The 18173-nt window shown below is 69.6% G+C and carries 17 protein-coding genes; 4 read left to right on the top strand and 13 right to left on the bottom strand.

Features of this window, described 5'->3' with window-relative positions; all coding sequences use genetic code 11:
• Nucleotides 1-202: 202 nt before the first annotated feature.
• On the top strand, nucleotides 203-958 hold the full coding sequence (locus HOP52_RS10440; RefSeq protein ID WP_238977326.1) for a dihydroorotate dehydrogenase: 756 nt from the start codon (nucleotides 203-205) through the stop codon (nucleotides 956-958).
• Nucleotides 959-1107: 149 nt separating this feature from the next.
• On the top strand, nucleotides 1108-1737 hold the full coding sequence (locus HOP52_RS10435; protein WP_238977325.1) for a methyltransferase domain-containing protein: 630 nt from the start codon (nucleotides 1108-1110) through the stop codon (nucleotides 1735-1737).
• 51 nt (nucleotides 1738-1788) lie between these two features.
• On the opposite strand, the gene HOP52_RS10430 is transcribed toward HOP52_RS10435, so the two are convergent.
• From HOP52_RS10430 to HOP52_RS10415, 4 genes are all read right to left on the bottom strand, one after another.
• On the bottom strand, nucleotides 1789-2028 hold the full coding sequence (locus HOP52_RS10430; RefSeq protein ID WP_238977324.1) for a hypothetical protein: 240 nt from the start codon (nucleotides 2026-2028) through the stop codon (nucleotides 1789-1791).
• A 183-nt stretch (nucleotides 2029-2211) separates the two neighbouring features.
• Nucleotides 2212-3441 carry a MerC family mercury resistance protein gene (locus HOP52_RS10425; protein WP_238977323.1) on the bottom strand — a complete coding sequence of 410 codons (1230 nt, stop codon included), beginning with the start codon at nucleotides 3439-3441 and terminating at the stop codon, nucleotides 2212-2214.
• 19 nt (nucleotides 3442-3460) lie between these two features.
• A complete protein-coding gene (locus HOP52_RS10420) occupies nucleotides 3461-3724 on the bottom strand; it encodes an anti-sigma factor family protein (RefSeq protein ID WP_238977322.1) in 264 nt (87 codons plus the stop codon).
• Complete coding sequence (locus tag HOP52_RS10415; protein WP_238977321.1) at nucleotides 3721-4434, bottom strand: RNA polymerase sigma factor; 714 nt, start codon at nucleotides 4432-4434, stop codon at nucleotides 3721-3723. The genes HOP52_RS10420 and HOP52_RS10415 overlap by 4 nt, the downstream gene beginning before the upstream one ends.
• A gap of 216 nt (nucleotides 4435-4650) precedes the next feature.
• Here HOP52_RS10415 and HOP52_RS10410 point away from each other — a divergent pair, with 216 nt between their 5' ends.
• A complete protein-coding gene (locus HOP52_RS10410; protein WP_238977320.1) occupies nucleotides 4651-5127 on the top strand; it encodes a cupin domain-containing protein in 477 nt (158 codons plus the stop codon).
• 86 nt (nucleotides 5128-5213) lie between these two features.
• Here the strand turns inward: HOP52_RS10410 and betT are convergent, their stop codons facing one another.
• The 8 genes from betT to HOP52_RS10370 all read right to left on the bottom strand — a co-directional run bounded on the left by betT (nucleotide 5214) and on the right by HOP52_RS10370 (nucleotide 14601).
• Complete coding sequence (gene betT / locus HOP52_RS10405) at nucleotides 5214-7262, bottom strand: choline BCCT transporter BetT (protein WP_238977319.1); 2049 nt, start codon at nucleotides 7260-7262, stop codon at nucleotides 5214-5216.
• 288 nt (nucleotides 7263-7550) lie between these two features.
• Nucleotides 7551-8213: a hypothetical protein gene (locus HOP52_RS10400; RefSeq protein ID WP_238977318.1), complete on the bottom strand. Its 663-nt coding sequence runs from the start codon at nucleotides 8211-8213 to the stop codon at nucleotides 7551-7553.
• A gap of 97 nt (nucleotides 8214-8310) precedes the next feature.
• Complete coding sequence (locus HOP52_RS10395; protein WP_238977317.1) at nucleotides 8311-9021, bottom strand: response regulator; 711 nt, start codon at nucleotides 9019-9021, stop codon at nucleotides 8311-8313.
• Between the two features lie 12 nt (nucleotides 9022-9033).
• A complete protein-coding gene (locus tag HOP52_RS10390) occupies nucleotides 9034-10461 on the bottom strand; it encodes an ATP-binding protein (RefSeq protein ID WP_238977316.1) in 1428 nt (475 codons plus the stop codon).
• 168 nt (nucleotides 10462-10629) lie between these two features.
• The gene (locus tag HOP52_RS10385; protein ID WP_238977315.1) at nucleotides 10630-11556 is read right to left on the bottom strand and encodes a LysO family transporter; all 927 of its coding nucleotides are present in this window, start codon (nucleotides 11554-11556) and stop codon (nucleotides 10630-10632) included.
• A gap of 359 nt (nucleotides 11557-11915) precedes the next feature.
• Nucleotides 11916-12581, bottom strand: coding sequence for a hypothetical protein (locus HOP52_RS10380; RefSeq protein WP_238977314.1), 666 nt, complete (start codon nucleotides 12579-12581; stop codon nucleotides 11916-11918).
• Nucleotides 12582-12688: 107 nt separating this feature from the next.
• On the bottom strand, nucleotides 12689-14038 hold the full coding sequence (locus HOP52_RS10375; protein ID WP_238977313.1) for a nicotinate phosphoribosyltransferase: 1350 nt from the start codon (nucleotides 14036-14038) through the stop codon (nucleotides 12689-12691).
• On the bottom strand, nucleotides 14035-14601 hold the full coding sequence (locus tag HOP52_RS10370) for a nicotinamidase (protein WP_238977312.1): 567 nt from the start codon (nucleotides 14599-14601) through the stop codon (nucleotides 14035-14037). The genes HOP52_RS10375 and HOP52_RS10370 overlap by 4 nt, the downstream gene beginning before the upstream one ends.
• A gap of 364 nt (nucleotides 14602-14965) precedes the next feature.
• On the opposite strand from HOP52_RS10370, the gene HOP52_RS10365 reads away from it, so the two are divergent.
• On the top strand, nucleotides 14966-16921 hold the full coding sequence (locus HOP52_RS10365; RefSeq protein WP_238977311.1) for a methyl-accepting chemotaxis protein: 1956 nt from the start codon (nucleotides 14966-14968) through the stop codon (nucleotides 16919-16921).
• 92 nt (nucleotides 16922-17013) lie between these two features.
• Here HOP52_RS10365 and HOP52_RS10360 read toward each other — a convergent pair whose 3' ends face one another.
• Nucleotides 17014-17949 (bottom strand): 2-hydroxyacid dehydrogenase, encoded by a 936-nt coding sequence (locus tag HOP52_RS10360; protein ID WP_238977310.1) that lies wholly within the window; start codon nucleotides 17947-17949, stop codon nucleotides 17014-17016.
• Nucleotides 17950-18173: the final 224 nt, after the last annotated feature.

The following is an 18173-nucleotide window of genomic DNA, read 5'->3' as shown; positions in this document are numbered from 1 at the left end:
CTGGCCGGTCTTGGGTGCCATTTCACCTCTCTTGGGTTCTGCCCCCATGTCTCGATATCTCATGACCGCCTTGATGCATCGCAAGCCGTCGCTCGGCCGCCGGCTGGCGTTGGCGCGGGCCAGGTTGAGCGCCCGTCTCCTGGGCGGTTTGCCCCCTTCGTTAGCGCGGGGCGCGTACCCGGCGTATGCTCCGGTGCGGACCATGGGCCTGAGCTTCCCGAACCCGCTCGGCATCGCCGCCGGCTTCGACAAGCAGGGAGCCCTGGGGCGGGAGGCGGGTGCGCTGGGATTCGGGAGTATCGAAGTCGGTACGCTGGGGCCACAAGAGGCGTCTGTGTGCCTGGCCGGTGCGCGTTCGCCAGACTCCGCCGGCACCATCCTGGGAGTCAGTATCGGTATGGACCCGCAGTCCGTACCCCGGCAGGCCTGCCATGACTACCTCGAGGGGCTGAGGTCAGTCTGGAACCAGGCCGACTATGTCGCCATCAACCTGTGCAGTCGGCAGGCCGCTGCCTTGCTGCACCCGAGCCATGACGAGCTGCTGGAGGAGTTGCTGGTCGCCCTGAAACAGGAGCAGCGGGCCCTGACCGTACTGTCCGGCCGCTATGTGCCCCTGGCCGTAAAGGTCAAGCTAAGCCTTGAGGGCCTCGCGCTTCCCCCGGTCGTGACCCGGCTGGCGGCCCTGCGCTTTGATGCCTTGACTGCGGCGATCGACCCCGGTCCGCCGGCCACGCCACAGCGCTATGTCGAGTGGCAGGCGCCGCAGCGCCAGCGCCAGGCCTGCCAGTGGATCGACCGGCTCGCCGTTGAGCTGGCGGGACGCCTGCCGATCATCGCGGTGGGAGGTATCCGTTCGGCGTGGCATGTCAGTGAGCGCCTGCGGGCCGGTGCCACCCTGGTGCAGCTGCATAACGCTCTGGTCTACGAGGGGCCGCGGGTCGCTCTGGGCAAGATCTGAAAGGCCCTCTCGAGGCAGGCGTGTGGCGAGTTTGGGGCGCAAGCCGTGTTGCGCCCTTTTTCCGAGCTCCGTTCGCTCGCAAGAGCCGCGCCGGCTTCAAACGGCCCGGTTTCTCGTTCATCATCCTTGTCCTACCGAGCGGGGGGCGTATGAGCGATATCGAGGCACCGGACCTGCACCAGGAGCGGCTGCGCTGCGTGGCCGGCATGCTGGTCGCCAGCGGGGCGCGTCGCGTGCTCGATTTAGGCTGCGGCACCGGCACCCTGCTGCAGTACCTGCTGCGTGAGCCCCAGTTCGAGCGGCTGGTGGGGCTGGAGCTCTCCGGCGAGCTGCTGGCCCAGGCCAAGCTGCGCCTGGCGGCGCCGGGGGCTGCGGTTGCCGCGCGCCTGGAGCTGATCTGCGGCTCCTATGCCGAGCGCCACCCGCGTCTCACCGGCTTCGAGGCGGCCGCCATGGTCGAGACCATCGAGCATGTGCCGCCGGAGGCGCTGTCGCGGGTCGAACGCGCCGTGTTCGACGGGCTGCGCCCAGGGCTGCTGGTCATGACCACCCCCAACCGCGAGTTCAACCCGCTGTTCGGCCTGGCGCCGGGTGAGTTTCGCGAGCCCGATCACAAGTTCGAGTGGGACCGCGCGCGCTTTCGCGACTGGGCGCGGGGGGTTGCCCGCCGCAACGGCTATCGTGTGGCGCTCTCGGGCATCGGCGAGTGGCACCCGAGGCTCGGCCAGCCGACCCAGCTGGCGCGGTTCAGCCTGAAGAGGAGCGCCCCGGCGGACTGACACCTCCCCGCCCGCTCGTTTCACGTGCTTGTCTTCCCATTCGATGCCGATTCATGGCCGCAGGACCATGTTCACCTCGTCCAGCTCCTGGGCTAGCTTTGCGTAAGGGGTTTTCAGGATCAGCACTTCGCCGTTCGCCAAAGTGACAACGGCGCCCGGTTCATGACGGGGCTCGTTTTCCGCTTCGGCTTCCGGTCGGATATGCACGATCTGTTCGATCTGCAACAGCAGCGTATAGACTTGCTCGGTCGTCGGGTAATCGGTTACGACCTCGATAAACCTGTGGCTCATGATCTCCCCTCCGTCAGCGTGCGGCACGGTCGCCATCAGTTCATGCAATCAGTGTATGTTGCAGTGGCTTGTGCTGCACTCGGTTGGGCCCGGTCGGATGTCCTCACAGCCTGCCGTGTGGGCTCTGGTTTCCTGTGCACGGGGGGGGAACCAGGCGCTCGTTCGAGCTTCATGCCGGATGGTTCACCCCTTGTCCAGCCCCAGCCCCAGCGCCCGGGCCTCCTGACGTCGCCGCTGTGCCAGGTCCCACAGCGCGGCTCCGGCCAGCAGGACGAAGCCGGCCAGCTCCACCAGCGCCTGGTAGTCGATGAACAGCGCGTAGAGCACGGTGCCGCTGCCCGCCGCGGCCAGCAGCGTCGGTCCCAGGTGACGATGGTGGCGATAGCCGGCCGCCAGGGTCAGCAGCGTCAACAGCACGAACAGCGTGATGGTGCCGGCCCAGGCGCCCTCGTTGAGCGTCAGGCCGATGCCCAGCAGGGGGAGCAGCCCGACCAGCGCCAGGGTGCCGTAGCAGCTCACCAGCGCCAGGGCGAGCGCCGCCATGCCCAGCAGGCCCCGGCGCTCAAGGCGCAGCCAGGCGCGCCGCGGATCGAGCCGGCGCCACCAGCGCTGGAGCGCCGAGGGGGGCTGCTCGCCGCGGCGCATGCCCACTTCAATGGCGTGGGCGCCGAAGCTTTGCGCCACCTCGCGGGTCTGTCGGCTGGGGCTCAGGGCGAAATAGTCGTGGCTGCCCACCACCTCGACGTCCTCGAAGCCGGCCTCCGCGAACAGCGCCAGCAGCTCCTCCTTCACCGTGGCACCCACCACGCACTCGACCCATAGCCGCGGGTCTTCATGGCAGTCCACCGACACCGGCCGGTGGATCACCACGTCGGCCAGCTGGAGACGTCCGTTCGGTCGCAGCACCCGGAACATCTCGGCCACGGCGCGACGCTTGTCCGGGACCAGATTGAGGGCGCCGTTGCTGGTGATGCTGTCGATGCTGGCATCGGCCAGCGGCAGCGCCTCCGCCGAGGCCTGGACGACGCTGAGATTGTCGTAGCCCGCCTGGTCGGCCGTACCCTTGAGCTTGCGGGTCATGGCGGCGGTGAGGTCCAGGGCGATCACCCGTCCTTCGGGGCCGGCGAGTCGGCTGGCGATCAGGGTGTCGTTGCCGGCGCCAGCCCCGATGTCGAGCACCCGGTCGCCGGGCTGAATGGCCTGGGCGCGAAAGGGGTAGCCGACCCCGGCGAAGGAGGCCAGCAGCGCGTCGGGCAAATCGGCCGTCAGCGTCTCGGGATAGCCGAGCCGCTGGCAGGCCGCGCGGCCCACGGGAAAGTGGAAGGGGCTGTCCGGCGCGTCGGCCACGGTCGTGTACATCTCCTGGACCGCGGCGGCGATCTGCTGCCGGGAGTAACCGAGTATGGCCACCATAAGCAGCGCTCTTCAGGGGTCAGCGGGTGGTATCCGACTCGTCTCCGTTGAACTGGTCGAGCAGGTGCCGGATACGTCGCTGCAGCCGCGGCGGGGCGCTGGCCGTGCCGGCGGCTGCCACCCTGGCTCGTAAGCGTTTTTCGAATTCGCTGCGTGTGAAACAGTCGCGACAGCGGTGCAGGTGCCGATCGATATCGGCCGCCTGCTGCGCATCCAGCTCTTGATCAAGATAGTCGAAGAGCCGCTCGATGACCTCTTCGCAGTTCAGGTCGCGGGCGCTCATGGCGGCGACCCTCCTTGTCCCGGGCGTCCTTGGTCGGCGATGACGCCGGCCTCCCTGGCCTGCTCCCAGAGCTGCTTCTGCAGCAGGCCGCGCGCTCGGCTGAGTCGCGAGCGAACGGTACCCAGCGGGACCCCCAGCAGGCGAGATGCCTCCAGATACGTATAGCCCTGCACCTCCACCAGCACGATCGCCAGCCGGAAGGGATCGGGCAGGCTGTCCAGGGCACGCTGCAGGTCCTCCTGGAGGAGTCCGTTGAAGAACTGCTCCTCCAGGCTGGCCCACCACAGCAGGAAGGGCTGATGCAGCTGCTGGAAGAGGGTGAAGCTGGCGATGTCGAGATCATCCGGCGTGGGCGGCTCGCCGCCGGGCGCGGGCTTGGGGCGGCTTTGGCGGCGGCGCCACTCGCTGATGAAGGTATTGGTCAGGATATGGAACAGCCAGCCCTCGAAGCGCCGGGCGTCGCGCAGCTCGTCGAGCCGGGTCCAGGCCTTGCCCACCGCCTCGGCGACGATGTCCTCGGCATCGTCCGGGTCGCGGGTCAGGCGCAGGGCGTTGCCGTAGAGCCGGTCCAGCAGGGGCTCCAGACGCTGTTCGAACCACTGTCGCCGCTGAGCGGCATCGCGGAACTTCATGGCGGCCCCCGATGCGTCCCGGCGCTGGCGCTGTGGCCGCGCCGTCGGGACGCTGGTGAACGGACTGGCGAGAGACATGGGCCACCTCTGAGCATGGATCGTCCCCGGAATCTGGACAAGGGGATCATGGACGAGGACGCGGCGGTGTCCTCCGGGGTTCCCGACCGGGGTTCGCGACGCCGATGGGCGGCGCCGTTGGCGTGGTTGGGAACTCTCTGTGAGGGCGCTGCGTCCTCGGGGGCAAGCGGCCTCGATGCCGCGCCACGACCCTGACGAGCAAGAGGAGCCAGCATCATGAAGACTCAGACCGCGATCCTGACCAGCGCCGCCCTGACCCTGGCCATGGCCGCCGCCGGCCTGCAGGCCGCGCCCTATCACGGTGACGGCCATCTGCTGGGCACCCCGGACGACCTCTCCTGGGGGCCGGTGGGCTCCATGGGCGAGGGAGCGGAGATCGCCATCATCGAGGGGAATCTCGGCGAGGAGGTCCCCTTCACCTTCCGCCTGCGTCTCGAGGACGGCTATGAGATCAAGCCCCATGTCCACCCGGCCTACGAGCGGGTCACGGTGCTCCAGGGCACCCTGCATTTCGCCCACGGCGAGACCTTCGACCCCGATGCCACCAAGCGGCTCCCGGTGGGCGGCTATGCGATCATGGCGCCGGGGTACCCCATGTTCGGCTACGCCGAGGGTGAGACCATCATTCAGCTCCATGGCACCGGCCCCTGGGGAATCGAGTACATTGATCCGGACGACGACCCGCGCAGCTGATCGCCGCCGCCGCGGCGACCTCCCGCGCACAAGCAAACGGCGACGCCGGGTGGCGTCGCCGTTTGTCCGTTGGGGGATGGGCGGAATCAGCCCTGAGTGGCACCGTCCGGCAGCTCACCCACCGCGCCGGGCATGGCCTGGACGCTGCCGCCCTGGCCGGCGAGGGCCAGGAAGTGCAGGTGGCGCTCGTACTCGGAGAGCACGTCGCCGATCACCTGGCCGCGGGTGTAGCCGTTCAAGTCCTTGTCCAGGCCGCCCTCGGCCAGGTAGACGTCGAGGCGCACGTAGTAGTCGTCATCGGCCGGCAGGAAGCTCGGCGTGCGCATGCGGTGCGGGCACACCTGGTAGACGAAGCTGGCCGCCTCCTCGAGATCCACCTGCAGGGTGAGACACGGCAGCGGCTCGCCCTCGATCGCCTCCTCGGTCACCGTGGCCTGCTGGCCGCGGCTCTCCAGCTCCTGGGCGAACTGGGTCAATGCAGGCCGGATGGCGTGCTCGATGGAGGCCGCCGCCCCGGCGCGGGTGGAGGTGTCCAGCGCCCGGTCCAGGCGCTCGCGCCAGTCGCCGCCGGGGGCGGTGCCGGCGATCTGGCGGCGGGCGTCGGCCTTGCTGCCTTCCAGCTTCAGCGCCTTGTACATGCCGGCCATGATCGCGAAGATCACCAGCGAGAAGGGCAGGGCGGTGATCACCACCGCGCTCTGCAGGGCGGCCAGGCCGCCGGCCATCAGCAGCGCCACGGTCACCAGGCCGATCATCGTCGACCAGAAGATACGCAGCTTGATCGGCGCATCGTGGTTCACGTCGCTCAGGATCGAGGTGAAGTTGGCCAGTACCAGGGCGCCGGAGTCCGCCGAGGTGATGAAGAAGACGATGCCGAGCACGGTCACTACGGCAGCGGTCAGGCCGATCCAGGGATAGTGCTCGAGCAGGGTATAGAGGGTGGTCTGGGGAGTCGTCAGCGCCTGCTCGCCGAGCTCGACGACGCCTTGGTTGGCCACAAGCTCGATGCCGCTGTTACCGAATACCGACATCCACACCATCATGAAGGCCAGCGGAATGCCCAGCGCGCCGGCAACGAACTCGCGGATGGTGCGCCCGCGGGAGATGCGCGCCAGGAACAGGCCGACGAAGGGGGTCCAGGCGATCCACCAGCCCCAGAAGAAGATGGTCCACCACATCTTCCACTCGTTGGCCTCGTCGCCGGCGAAGGCGTAGGTGTCGAAGCTCTTGGCGATGAAGCCGGAGAGGTAGTCGCCGGCGTTGTTAACCACCATGTCGAGCAGCTGGAGGGTGTGACCCTGGAAGAGCACGAACAGCAGCAGGGCCAGCGCCAGCAGCATGTTGAACTCAGAGAGGCGACGGATGCCCTTCTCCACGCCGCTGACCACCGAGATGGTCGCCAGCACCACCACCAGGGCGATCAGGATCACCTGCACCGAGAGGCTCTCGGGCACGTCGAACATGTAGCTGAGCCCGTAGTTGAGCTGCATGACCCCGATGCCCAGGCTGGTGGCGATGCCGAACACAGTGGAGATCACCGCGGTGATGTCCACCGCATGGCCGATGGGGCCGTAGATGCGTTTGCCGAGCAGCGGATAGAGGGCGCTGCGGATCGCCAGCGGCAGGCGGTGACGGTAGCTGAAGTAGGCCAGTGCCATGCCCATCAGCACGTAGAGCCCCCAGCCGGACAGCCCCCAGTGCAGGAAGGTTTGGACCACCGCCTGACGCATCGCCTCCTGGCTCTCGGGGGCGAGATCCGGCGGTGCCAGGTAGTGGGCCACCGGCTCGGCGACGCTGAAGAACAGCAGGTCGATGCCGATGCCGGCAGCGAACAGCATCGCCGCCCAGGAGAGCAGCGAGAACTCCGGCCGCGAGTGGTCGGGACCGAGTCGCACGCTGCCGAAGCGCGAGCAGCCGATCAGCACCACGAACACCAGATAGGCCACCACGGCCAGCATGTAGTACCAGCCGAAGGTCTCGCTGACCCAGGCCAGGCCGGCGTCGAAGAAGGCGCCGGCCTGTTCGGTGAAGGTCATGGTGATCACCAGGAACACCAGGATACCGGCCACCGAGCCGTGGAAGACCACGGGGTTGAGCCGGTCGCGTCGTTCGGGAAGCGGGGTGTCATGCGCCATGCAGAGGAACTCCAGTTGAGAGGAATACCGGCCTTCGCCAGTCTCGCCGTCGCGACGCGCTGTGGATTGTTCCGCACAATCGAAAGCACGCCCGCTCGACGCCGAGGCGAATGGCCACTCTTTTTTGAATGAACGTTCAAATAAAATACGCGCATCCCGGAGGGGGTTCAAGCCCGACCGCTATATCGGCCATCGCTGATGGGTGAGGGAAGGGATGGGAAGAACCAAAAAAACGCCCGACCTAAGAGGCCGGGCGCGGGGTAGTGCAGGGAGGCTTGCGAGGGCGAATCAGTCGCCGTACGGCTGGCCCGAGCGGTACTTGGCCTTGCCGGCCCCCTTGTGGCCGCGGCTCGGCATGGCGGCCTCGAGTGCGCCGATCTGCTCCTCGGTGAGCAGCTCGGCGAGTGCCGCGTGATGCTCGTCGCGCAGTGCCTGCCACGCCTCGCGGCGCTCGTCGCGGGAGTCGAAGCTCTGGCCGCGCAGCTCGGCCATGTCGGCGTAGAGGGCCTCGCGGGTCTCGCGCAGCGCCTCGCGCTCCTCGTCGGAGAGCTCCCAGGAGTCGACCAGGGCGGTGAGGCGCTGCTGCAGGCTACCGCGCTGCTTGGCGCCATAGGCGCTGCGCTTCTCCTGGTGCAGCTCCTGCTTGGCCGCCCGCAGTGCCTGGCGCTGGTCGTCATCGAGGATCTCGTCCATCCGCTGGCGATGCTGGTCGTGCAGCTCGCGCAGGGCCTCGTGGTGCTCGGCGTGGGCCTCCTCCAAGGCGCTGCGGGTGGCCTCGTCGAGGCCGGCGCGCTCGAACAGCGCCTCGCGATGCGCCTCGAAGCGCTCCTGGCGCTGTTCGTGCCAGCCCTTGTCGTCCTTCTCGCCAGCGGTGGCGGAGAGCGCCAGCGGCGCGATGGCCACGGCGAGCAGGGCGGGCATCAGCAGCTTGCGGGACAGCGAATCTTTCATGGTGGCGATTCCTTGCGTGCGTGAGTTGTACGGTGCCAGTCTCATCGGGCGGCGTGCAACGGCCATGCAGGGAGTGTGCAAAGCTCGTGCAGGGGCGTCACTCCTCCGGCTGGTACTTGTAGCCCACCCCGTAGACCGAGCGGATGATCTCGCGTTCCGGCCAGACGTCGGCGATCTTCTTGCGCAGCTTCTTGACATGGCTGTCCACGGTGCGCTCGGAGACGATGCGGTGGTCGCGGTACATGTGATCCATCAGCTGGTCGCGGGAGAAGATCCGTCCCGGCGCCTGCATCATCACCTTGAGCAGCTGGAACTCCACCGCGGTCAGGCCCAGGTCGTGGCCCTCGGCCAGGGCGCGCCAGCCGTCGTCGTCCAGCACCAGCTGCTTGGGGTCGGCGGGCTGCGGGTCCTGGGCCGCCCGGCTGCGGCGCAGCACCGCCTTGACCCGGGCCACCACCTCCCGGGGGCTGAACGGCTTGCAGATGTAGTCGTCGGCGCCGAGCTCCAGGCCCAGCAGGCGGTCCACCTCCTCGACCCGGGCGGTGAGCATGATCACCGCGATTCCCGGCCAGCGCTGGCGAATCTCGCGGCACAGGGTGAGGCCGTCGGTGCCGGGCAGCATCAGGTCGAGCAGCACCAGCGCCGGGCGGTTCTCCGCGGCCTTCAGCCAGGGCAGCACGCTGTCGCCGTGGTCGATATGCCGGGTGGCGAAGCCGCTGCCTTCCAGGTAGTCGGCGACCAGCCGGGCGATCTTGGGTTCATCCTCGACGATCAGCACGCTGTCGCGGGGGGGGTCGGTGTCGTGCATGGGGTCCATTCCTTATCGGCTACGACCGTCGTCTTCCAGGGCGGGAAACTCCAGCGTCCAGCATAACCCACCCAGCCGCGAGGGGGAGGGCTCGAGGCTGCCGCCGTGGGTCTTGACCAGGGCGCTGGCGATGGAGAGCCCCAGGCCGCTGCCGCCGCTGGCCCGGCTGCGCGAGCCCTCGACCCGATAGAGCCGCTCGGTGAGCTGGCCCAGCGCCGCCTCGGGCACCCCGGGGGCGCTGTCCTCCCAGGTCACCCGGACCCGCTCGCCGTCACGGGCCACGCCCACCGCCAGCCGGCCCGGCGGGGTGGTATAGGCGCAGCTGTTGTCCAGCAGGTTGGTCCACAGCTGGCGCAGGCGGCGGGCGTCGCCGCGAATCCACGTCGGCCCCTCGATGTCGGCCGACAGCGCCAGGCCGCTGTCGTCGAGCCAGCCGCGGGCCTCGTCGAGGCGCGATCTCAGGCTCGCGGCCAGGTCCAGGGGCGCCATCTGCACCTCCAGGGCGCCGGCGTCGCTCTGGGAGAGCAGCCGCAGGTCGGCGACCAGCCGCTCCAGCTGGCCGACCTCCTGGAAGAGCGAGTGCAGGTTGTCCTGGTTGAGGGGGCGAATGCCGTCCTGCATCGCCTCGATCTCGCCGCGCAGCACCGCCAGCGGGGTGCGCAGCTCGTGGGCGATGTCCGAGACCCAGCGCGCCCGGGCCTCCCGGCTCGCCTCCAGGGTGGCGGCCAAGACGTTGAAGTCGCGGGCCAGGCGCGACAGCTCGTCGCGGCCGCGCTCGGGCAGGCGGATGCTGTAGTCGCCCTCGGTGAGGCGGCGGGTAGCCAGCGCCATGCTGCGGGTGCGGCGTCCCAGCCACCAGGCCAACCCCCCGGCCAGCAGCAGCGAGGCCACGCCCAGGGCGGCGATGATGATCCCCAGGTTGCGCTGCTGGCGGGCGAGGAAGATGCGGTCCATGCGCGCCATCAGTTGCTGGGGCGGCCGGTAGCCCAGGGTCCCGACCCGCTCGCCGTCATGTTCGATGGGCAGCCAGTGCAGCTCGGCGGCCATGGCCTCGTCGTCGGGGGGCAGGCCGATCACCGGCAGGCCCTCGGCGTCGTGGAGCACGAAGTCGCGGGCGTCGCCCAGGCGCCGTTCGATGCCGTGGGCCGGCGGCCCCTCTCCGGGCCACACCTGCTGGCGCACCAGCCGCCGCCAGGCCGGCGGCGAGTCGCGCAGCCACTGCCAGTCGCCGCGTCGCCCCCACTCCTGGCCGAGCCCTTCGGCCAGGGTCTCGGCGCGGCTGGCCTGGGTGGTCTCCAGATAGTCGATGAAGCCGCGATCCAGGCTGCGCGACACCGCCAGGAACACCAGCGCGGCGATCACCACGTTGACCATCAGGATGATCGCGAACAGCTTGACTCCCAGGCGCGACAGGGAGGGGCGGGGCAGGCGAAGGATCATGGGGCGGACTCCTCTAGCGGGGTGCCGTGGCCGCCGACGATCAGCAAGACCGAGAGTGACAGCATCGCCCGGGGCGATGCAGCCAATGGTCATGAATTGTGCAAGCAACATGCAAGCCTCGCCGCTTGCCGTTGCCCGATGGCGACAGGCGGCGACAGTGCCCGGCGGCTAGAGCGATAGCAGCAGCAGGATCAGCGGCGGCGACAGCAGCGAGAGGATGAAGCCCGAGACCACCGCCACCGGCACGCAGGCCACGCCGCCGTGCTGCTGAATCACCGGCAGGGTGAAATCCATGGAGGTGGCGCCGCCGTAGCCGATGGCCAGCGGGGCGTGGCGGCGGATCAGCAGCGGGATCAGCACAAAGGCCAGCAGCTCGCGGGTCAGGTCGTTGAAGAAGGCCACGCCGCCCATCACCGGGCCGAGCTGGTCGCCGATCAGAATGGCGGAGAGCGAGTACCAGCCGAAGCCGGCGGCCATGGCCAGCCCCTCGTTCCAGCGCAGCTCGAGCAGCGGCGCGGCGAGCAGGCCGCCGAGCAGCGAGCTCACCGCCAGGGTGGCGGCGATGGCCAGGCCGTGGCGGTTGAGCAGGATCTGGCGCAGCGGCATGCCGGAGTTGCGCAGCTGACAGCCGATCAGTGCGAGCAGCGCGTAGAGCACCCACTCGGCGAGCCGCTCGGCACCGCTGAAGATGGCCTGGCCGCCCAGCCAGCCGAGCCCAAGGCCGAGCAGCACGCCGAGGATCACCACCGCCACCAGCGACAGCGAGCCGAGCATGGCGGCCAGCTTGGTGGTGGGGGCGCCGGCCACCACCGGGGAGTCGCCGCTGCGAAGGCCGAGGCGCCTGGAGAGCCACCACAGCGCCACCAGGTTGAGGGCGGTGATCACCGTGAACAGCTGCAGGGCCTGGCCGCCCATGCGCGACAGCTCCCGGGTCAGCTCCTCCAGGCCCGCCAGGCTCACCCCCATCAGCAGCAGGATGACGTATACCGAGGCGTGCACGCCCCGGTTGATCAGCGCCAGCAGGCCGGCATGGCGCACCGGCACCAGATAGCCCAGCAGCAGCGGCAGCAGCACGATGACAAGCCCGGTCAGCATAGAGTCCCTTCACAACGCGCTGCGCCGCCGAAGGGCGGCGCAAAACGCTGCATTCTAGCCAATTCGCTGCGGCGGGGCTAATGGATGCGACGCCGGGGCGGGGCTATCGCAGTTTCGAAAAGGGAGGGGCGCTGGAGGCAAGCCGAAAAGGAGGTCCTGCGCCAGGGGTGAGGAGCACTGCTCCGAACGGGCTGGCCATGGATGGCCAGCACCGGACCTGCAAGCGGAGCGGGACGCGAGAGCGTAGCAGGGCGCCGGTAGCGCCCAGGGAGGGGTTCACAGCGCCTCCTTGCAGGCTTGCCTACAGGTCAGCCCCGAGCGATGCGAATTATCTGCGATAGCCCTGGACGCCTGGGAGCTCAGGGCGTGTCCAGGTTCAGCGAGGTCAGCGACAGGCGGCTGCGCTGCTCACCATCGCGGTGGTAGTCCACCGCCAGCAGCAGGCCGGGCAGCTCGGGGTGGAAGCTGAACTCCATGCGCCGCTCGGGGCTGTCGGGCTCGGTGACTTCGACCCTGACCGCCTCGAACTCCCCGGCGGGCAGGCGCAGTGTCTCCCGGGCGAGCGAGCGAAACTCCAGGCGTGTTTCGCGTCCGCGGTGGTCCAGGTAGCGCAGCTCGCAGGTCGACTCGCAGCGCTGGCTCACCGCGCGGCGGGACAGCTCGAACAGCGCCGCCTGGCGGTCGGGCAGCTCGGTCAGATCGCCGGGGGCGAGGCGGTAGTCGCCGCCGAAGCCCAGCAGCGAGTAGCCGCTGGCATACTGCAGCGCATTCACCCCGTTCTTCTGGATGAGAAAGCGGCTGCGTTCACGGCCGCGAGCCACGGCGATGGAGCCGCGCATCTCGCTGTACCAGGAGGCGCCATCGCGGGTCAGGCGGTGGTCGATGGTGGCGTTGGGCCAGCCGCGCACTTCCAGCCGGTAGCTGGCGGCGAAGGGCGTGGCGCCGGTGGCGGCCTTCGCCGCCAGCGGCAGGGTCAAAAACGCGCCCAGCAGCAGGGTCGAGAGCAGACGGTATCGGGCGATCATGGCAGTCATCCGTGTCGAGTCGGCCTGCTTCTGAGTGCCCGCCACGGTGCTCGGTTCCCGCTGGCCGGCGGCTTGCAACCTTGTTGCGCATTCTCCCGTCGAAACCCTTAGCCGGTCTCGTGGCGCAGGCGCTCGAGCGCGTCGCTCAGCGCCACCGGGTAGTCGCTCTCGCCGGGGTCGAGCCGGGTGAGCGAATCGGGCAGGGTGCCCAGCGCGGCGGCCACCCGCTCCCGGGCGCTGTCGGCCATGGCCAGGGTCTCCTGGTCCACGGCGCCGCTGCGCACCAGCGGCAGCAGCAGCGCCTCGCCGGCATCGAGGGTTTCGTCGCGCCGGGCGATGACATCGCCGGCCAGGCGGCCGTTGGCGTCGCGGCGGCGGTAGAGCTGCTTGCGTCCCGGCAGGTTGACCTTGCCGGAGGAGTGTTTGACCCGGGGCCGGCCGGCGTACTCCACCAGCTTGTAGGAGAGGTCGATCACCGGCGCGTCGGCGGCTACCCCCATGGCGGTGCCCACGCCGAACACGTCGATGGGGGCGCCGTCGTCGAGCAGCGCCTGGATCTGGTGCTCGTCGAGCCCGCTGCTGGCGATGATCTTGATGTCACGGTGGCCGGCCTCGTCGAGCAGCCGGCGCGAGGCCTTGGCCAGCTCGCCCAGGTCGCCGGAGTCGAGCCGGATGGCGGCGACGTCCAGCTCGGGCTCTTCCGCTAACAGCGCGATCACCTTGCGCACTCCCTCGAGGGTGTCGTGGGTGTCGACCAGCAGGGTGGTACCCGGATAGCTGCGGGCGAAGGCGCGCAGGGCCTCGCGCTCGTCGTCATGGGCGAGGATATAGCTGTGGGCCATGGTGCCGCGCAGCGGCAGGTCGTGGCGCAGGCCGCCGAGCACGTTGCTGGTGCCCGCCAGGCCGGCGGTGCGATAGGCGCGCACGCCGCGCACGGCGGCGTCCACCCCGTGCATTCGCCGCAGGCCGAAGTCGACCACCGGACGCCCCCGGGCCGCCATGACGATGCGTACCGCCTTGGAGGCGAGCACGGTTTCCGGCTGCACCAGGTTCATGATCAGGCTCTCCAGCAGCTGGGCCTCGGCGATCGGGGCGTCCACCTCCAGCAGCGGCTCGTTGGCGAACACCGGTGTGCCCTCGGGGAGGGTCCAGATATCGCCGCTGAAGCGAAACCCGGCCAGCCAGTCGAGAAAGGCCGGCTCGAAGGTGCCGGTGCCGGCCAGCTGCTCGAGATGGCGATCCTCGAAGCGCAGCCGGCTGGCCAGCGCCGCGGCGTGCTGCTGGCCGCAGGCCAGCATGAAGCGGCGGCTCGGCGGCAGCTTGCGAAAGTACAGGCTGAAGGTGGCCGACTCGCTCATCGCCTCCCGCCAGTAGGCTTGGACCATGGTCAGCTGGTAGAGGTCGGTGAGCAGGATCAGGTCGCTGTCGTCCACCTGGACCGGGGGCGGCGCTCTCATGGGCACACCTCGATACCGGCCGCGTCCAGCTCCCGGGCGCAGTCGTCGCGGCCCTCGGGGGCGACCGGCTCGGTCAGCGAGGCGAGCAGCAGGGTGGTGAAGCCCTGCTGGTGGGCCTCCAGCGCGGTGGCCTTGACGCAGACGTCCATGGCCAGGCCGCAGACGATCACCCGCTCGATGCCCCGGTCGCGTAGGTAGCCGCCCAGGCCCGTGCCGTCGAAGGCGGAGTAGGCGTCGGCGTCGAAGGCGGTGGCCTTGCTGACCCGCACGGTGTCTTCGCTGAGCGCCAGGTCGGGATGGTAGGCGGCCCCCGGGGTGTCCTGCACGCAGTGCACCGGCCAGGTGCCGCCGCGGTGCTTAAAGCTCACATGGTCGATGGGGTGCCAGTCCCGGGAGGCGACCACCAGGGCGCCCGCCTGGCGGGCGGCCTGGATCTGGGCGTTGATCCCCGGCACCAGGGCGCTGCCGCCCTGGACGGCCAGGGCGCCGCCCTCGCAGAAGTCGTTCTGCATATCGACCACCAGCAGGACATCGTGCGGGCCGTAGTCCAGTTGCCGTGTCATGGGTGACCTCCATGGCGGTTGGGTTCTGTACCTACCAGCGTATCCCCTGAGGCGCGCTTCGTGTAGGGGAAGCATAGCGCGGCCTCGTTGGCAAGGGGCGCTGGGCCCCCGGCGAGCGGGGAAAGCCACAACCGGCGGGGAAGCTGATGCGGATCAAGCTTGCCCGTCGCTGCGCAAGGGCGGGACTCAAGAAGGGGCGTAAGGCGCCGACATTCTGGCCATGGACGCGGTTAGGCCATCGAGCTGGACGGGACCGGTAGCCCGAACAGGGCCGTCGCCGGCGATATCACAAGAACAACCGCGCATGCCTCGCTCATTACCCCCCATTCTTGGATATCCCACAGATTCGGCAGGAAGAGCCCCCATGAAACACCTCCTTCATCGTATTCCCATGTCGCGCAAGTTTGCGCTGGCCCTGGCGCTGCCGCTGCTGGTGATCGCCTGGCTGGCCGGTACCGGCATCGTCGAGCGCCAGCAGCTGGCCGCCAACATGGCCGAGGTCGAGCGCATGACCGACCTGGCCACGCAGATGGGCGATCTCATCCATGAACTGCAGGTCGAGCGCGGTATGTCGGTGGGCTACCTGACCAGCGACGGCGAGGCCTTCGCCGGCGAGCTCGGCGACCAGCACGACGCGGTGGACCGGCGGGTCGCGGCCTTCCGCTCTCGCCAGGCGGAGTTGGCGCTGGAGGAGGATGGCATCGTCGCTGACCGCCTCGCCGCCGCCGAAACGCAGCTGGCCGCACTGGACGGCCTGCGCGGCCGTATCGATGGCCTGCAGGCCGACCGCGAGGCGGTAATCGAGACCTTCAACACCCTGATCGACGACCTGCTGGTGGCGGTGGGGCGGATGTCCTCGCTCACCGACCAGGGGGCGGTATCCCGTCGCCTGGCCGCCTACTATGCGCTGATGGAAATGAAGGAGACCGCCGGCATCGAGCGCGCGGTGCTGACCGGCGCCTTCGGCCAGGACGGCATGTCGTCGGCCGTCTACCGGCAGTTCGTGCTGCTGCTGGGCGAGGAGTCGGCCTTCCAGGAGAGTTTCTACTCCCTGGCCACCCGGGAGCTGCGCGAGCGTCTCGAGGCGGCGATGGACCACCAGGAGGCGAGCCAGCTGGGCATGATGCGCCAGATCGCCCTGACCCGGGGCATCGAGGGCGGCTACAGCATCGGCGCCCAGCGCTGGTTCGACATGCAGACCCGCAAGATCGAGCGGCTCAAGGAGGTGGAAGACGCCATGGCCGCCGATATCCGTGAGCGGGTGGCCGGCCTGGCCACGCAGGCCCGCGGCGCCCTGCTGCTCTACGCCCTGCTGGCGGGGCTGGCGGCGCTGGTTGCCATTGTGCTGTCGGTGCTGATCGTGCGCAGCATCGTGGGGCCGCTGCGCGAGGCCCTGGATGATATCCAGTCCCGCGGCGGCGACCTGACCCGGCGCCTGGCGGTGCCGGGCAGCGACGAGCTCTCCCGGCTCTACGCTGCCTTCAACGACTCCACCGCCAGCATGGAGACGCTGGTCGCCAGCATCCAGCAGGGGGCCCAGGGGGTGGGCTCGGCCAGTGGCGAGATCGCCCAGGGCAACGAGGACCTGGCCAGCCGCACCGAGGAACAGTCCTCCTCGCTGGTGGAGACCGCCACCAGCATGGAACAGATGACCGCCACGGTGCGCCAGTCGGCGGATAGTGCCCGCGAGGCGCACGACAAGACCGAGCAGGCCGCCGAGCGCTCGGAGCAGGCCAGCCGGGTGGCCGGCGAGGCCCGCGACGCCATGCAGGCGATCTTCGAGGCCAACCGCCAGGTTACCGCCATCGTCGAGGCGATCGATGGCATCGCCTTCCAGACCAATCTGCTGGCGCTCAACGCCTCGGTGGAGGCGGCCCGGGCCGGTGAGCACGGTCGCGGCTTCGCGGTGGTGGCCGGGGAGGTGCGCCTACTGGCCAGCCGCAGCGCCGAAGAGGCCGAGCGCATCCGCCGCCTGATCGCCGACAATGCCAAGCGGGTCAAGACCGGTGATGGCCTGGTCACCCAGACCCACGACGCCCTGAGCGAGATCGCCCGCGAGGTACGCCAGGTGGCCGACCTGGTGGCGGACATGTCGGCGGCGACCACCGAGCAGTCGGCGGGCATCGAGCAGATCAACCAGGCCGTCTCCCAGCTCGAGGAGACCACCCAGCAGAATGCCGCTCTGGTCGAGCAGGTGGCCGCGGCCAGCCGCTCGCTGGACGGCCAGGCCGGCGAGATGGGGCAACTGATCGCCCGCTTCAAGGTCGGCGAGGCGCAGGAGCGCCGGGAGGACATCGGGCTGCTGCCGCAGCCGGGCTGAGCCCCGGTCGCGGGACGCCGACAGAGACGCCAAGGCCGGGGGAACGCCCGGCCTTGGCGCGTCTGGAGTCGGGATGGCGTTAGAGCGCGCGCTCAGTAGCCGGCGGCGGGGTCCACGGTCGCTTGCGGCTCGCCGGCCTCGAAGGCGCGCAGCGCCTCGGCCACCTGGTCCAGCGCCTCGCCCAGCGGCGTGGGGCCGGCCATATGCGGCGTCACCCAGACCCGCGGATGTGACCACAGCGGGCTGGCCTCGGGCAGCGGCTCCTCGGGGAAGGCGTCGAGCAGGGCGCCGCGCAGCCGGCCCTCGGTTTCGCCGTCGCCCAGCGCCTCGAGCAGGGCGGCCTCGTCGATCAAGGTGCCGCGCCCCGGGTTGATCAGGCTGGCGCTCTCGGGCAACTGCGCCAGGGTGGCGGCATTGACGACATGGCGGGTCGCCGGGGTGTCCGGGAGCAGTAGCACCAGGGTGCTGACCCGGCCGAGCAGGTCACTCAGGCCGTCGTCGCCGTGATGGCAAACGATGCCCTCGAGGGACTTGGGGGAGCGGCTCCAGCCGTGCACCGGAAAGCCGTCGGCGGCGACCATGGCCGCCACCCGGGCGCCGATGGCGCCCAGCCCCAGCACGCCCACCGCCCAGTCGGCCTTGTCGACCACCGCATGCTCGCGCCACTGCCGGGAGTGCTGTTGGCGGCGGTAGCGGTCGAAGTCGCGCTGGAAGTGGAGGATGCCGTAGCGCACATAGTCGCCGATCAGCTCCGCCATGCCGGCGTCGCGTAGCTTGACGATGGGCACGCCCGCCGGCAGCGCGGGGTTGTTCAGCAGCGCATCCACCCCGGCGCCCAGGTTGACGATGCCCTTGAGCCGGCCCTGCTCGCGCAGCAGCGCTTCCGGCGGCTTCCAGGCCGCCAGGTAGTCGGCGTCGCGGCGCTGGGCCTCGGGGGCATCGCTGGTTACCACCTCGGCGTTCGGCAGCCGGCTTTCCAGGGCGTCGCGCCAGTGGGCGGCGTCGTCGATGTGGACTACGACTTTCATGACGATCTCCTTGTGGCTGGCCCGCTTTATCTTGGGAGCCGGGCGGCCCGGGAGCAAGCCCAAAGCCCGATGCATCGGGACATCAGGAAATGCTTGACCGGCTACCAGGGGTTGGCAGTAACCTCCATCCAAGGGGGCTTGCCCCACTGCCTGGCGCACTTGACCGGTGTTCCTGCCTGGTCAGGCACTCCACAGTGAGTCGTCACCCTGGCCGGCCTTCTCCC

This window comes from Billgrantia campisalis, assembly GCF_022341425.1.
Taxonomy (GTDB): domain Bacteria; phylum Pseudomonadota; class Gammaproteobacteria; order Pseudomonadales; family Halomonadaceae; genus Halomonas; species Halomonas campisalis.
Note: the sequence above shows the minus strand (reverse complement) of the source record. Positions and strands in the feature narration are given on the sequence as shown.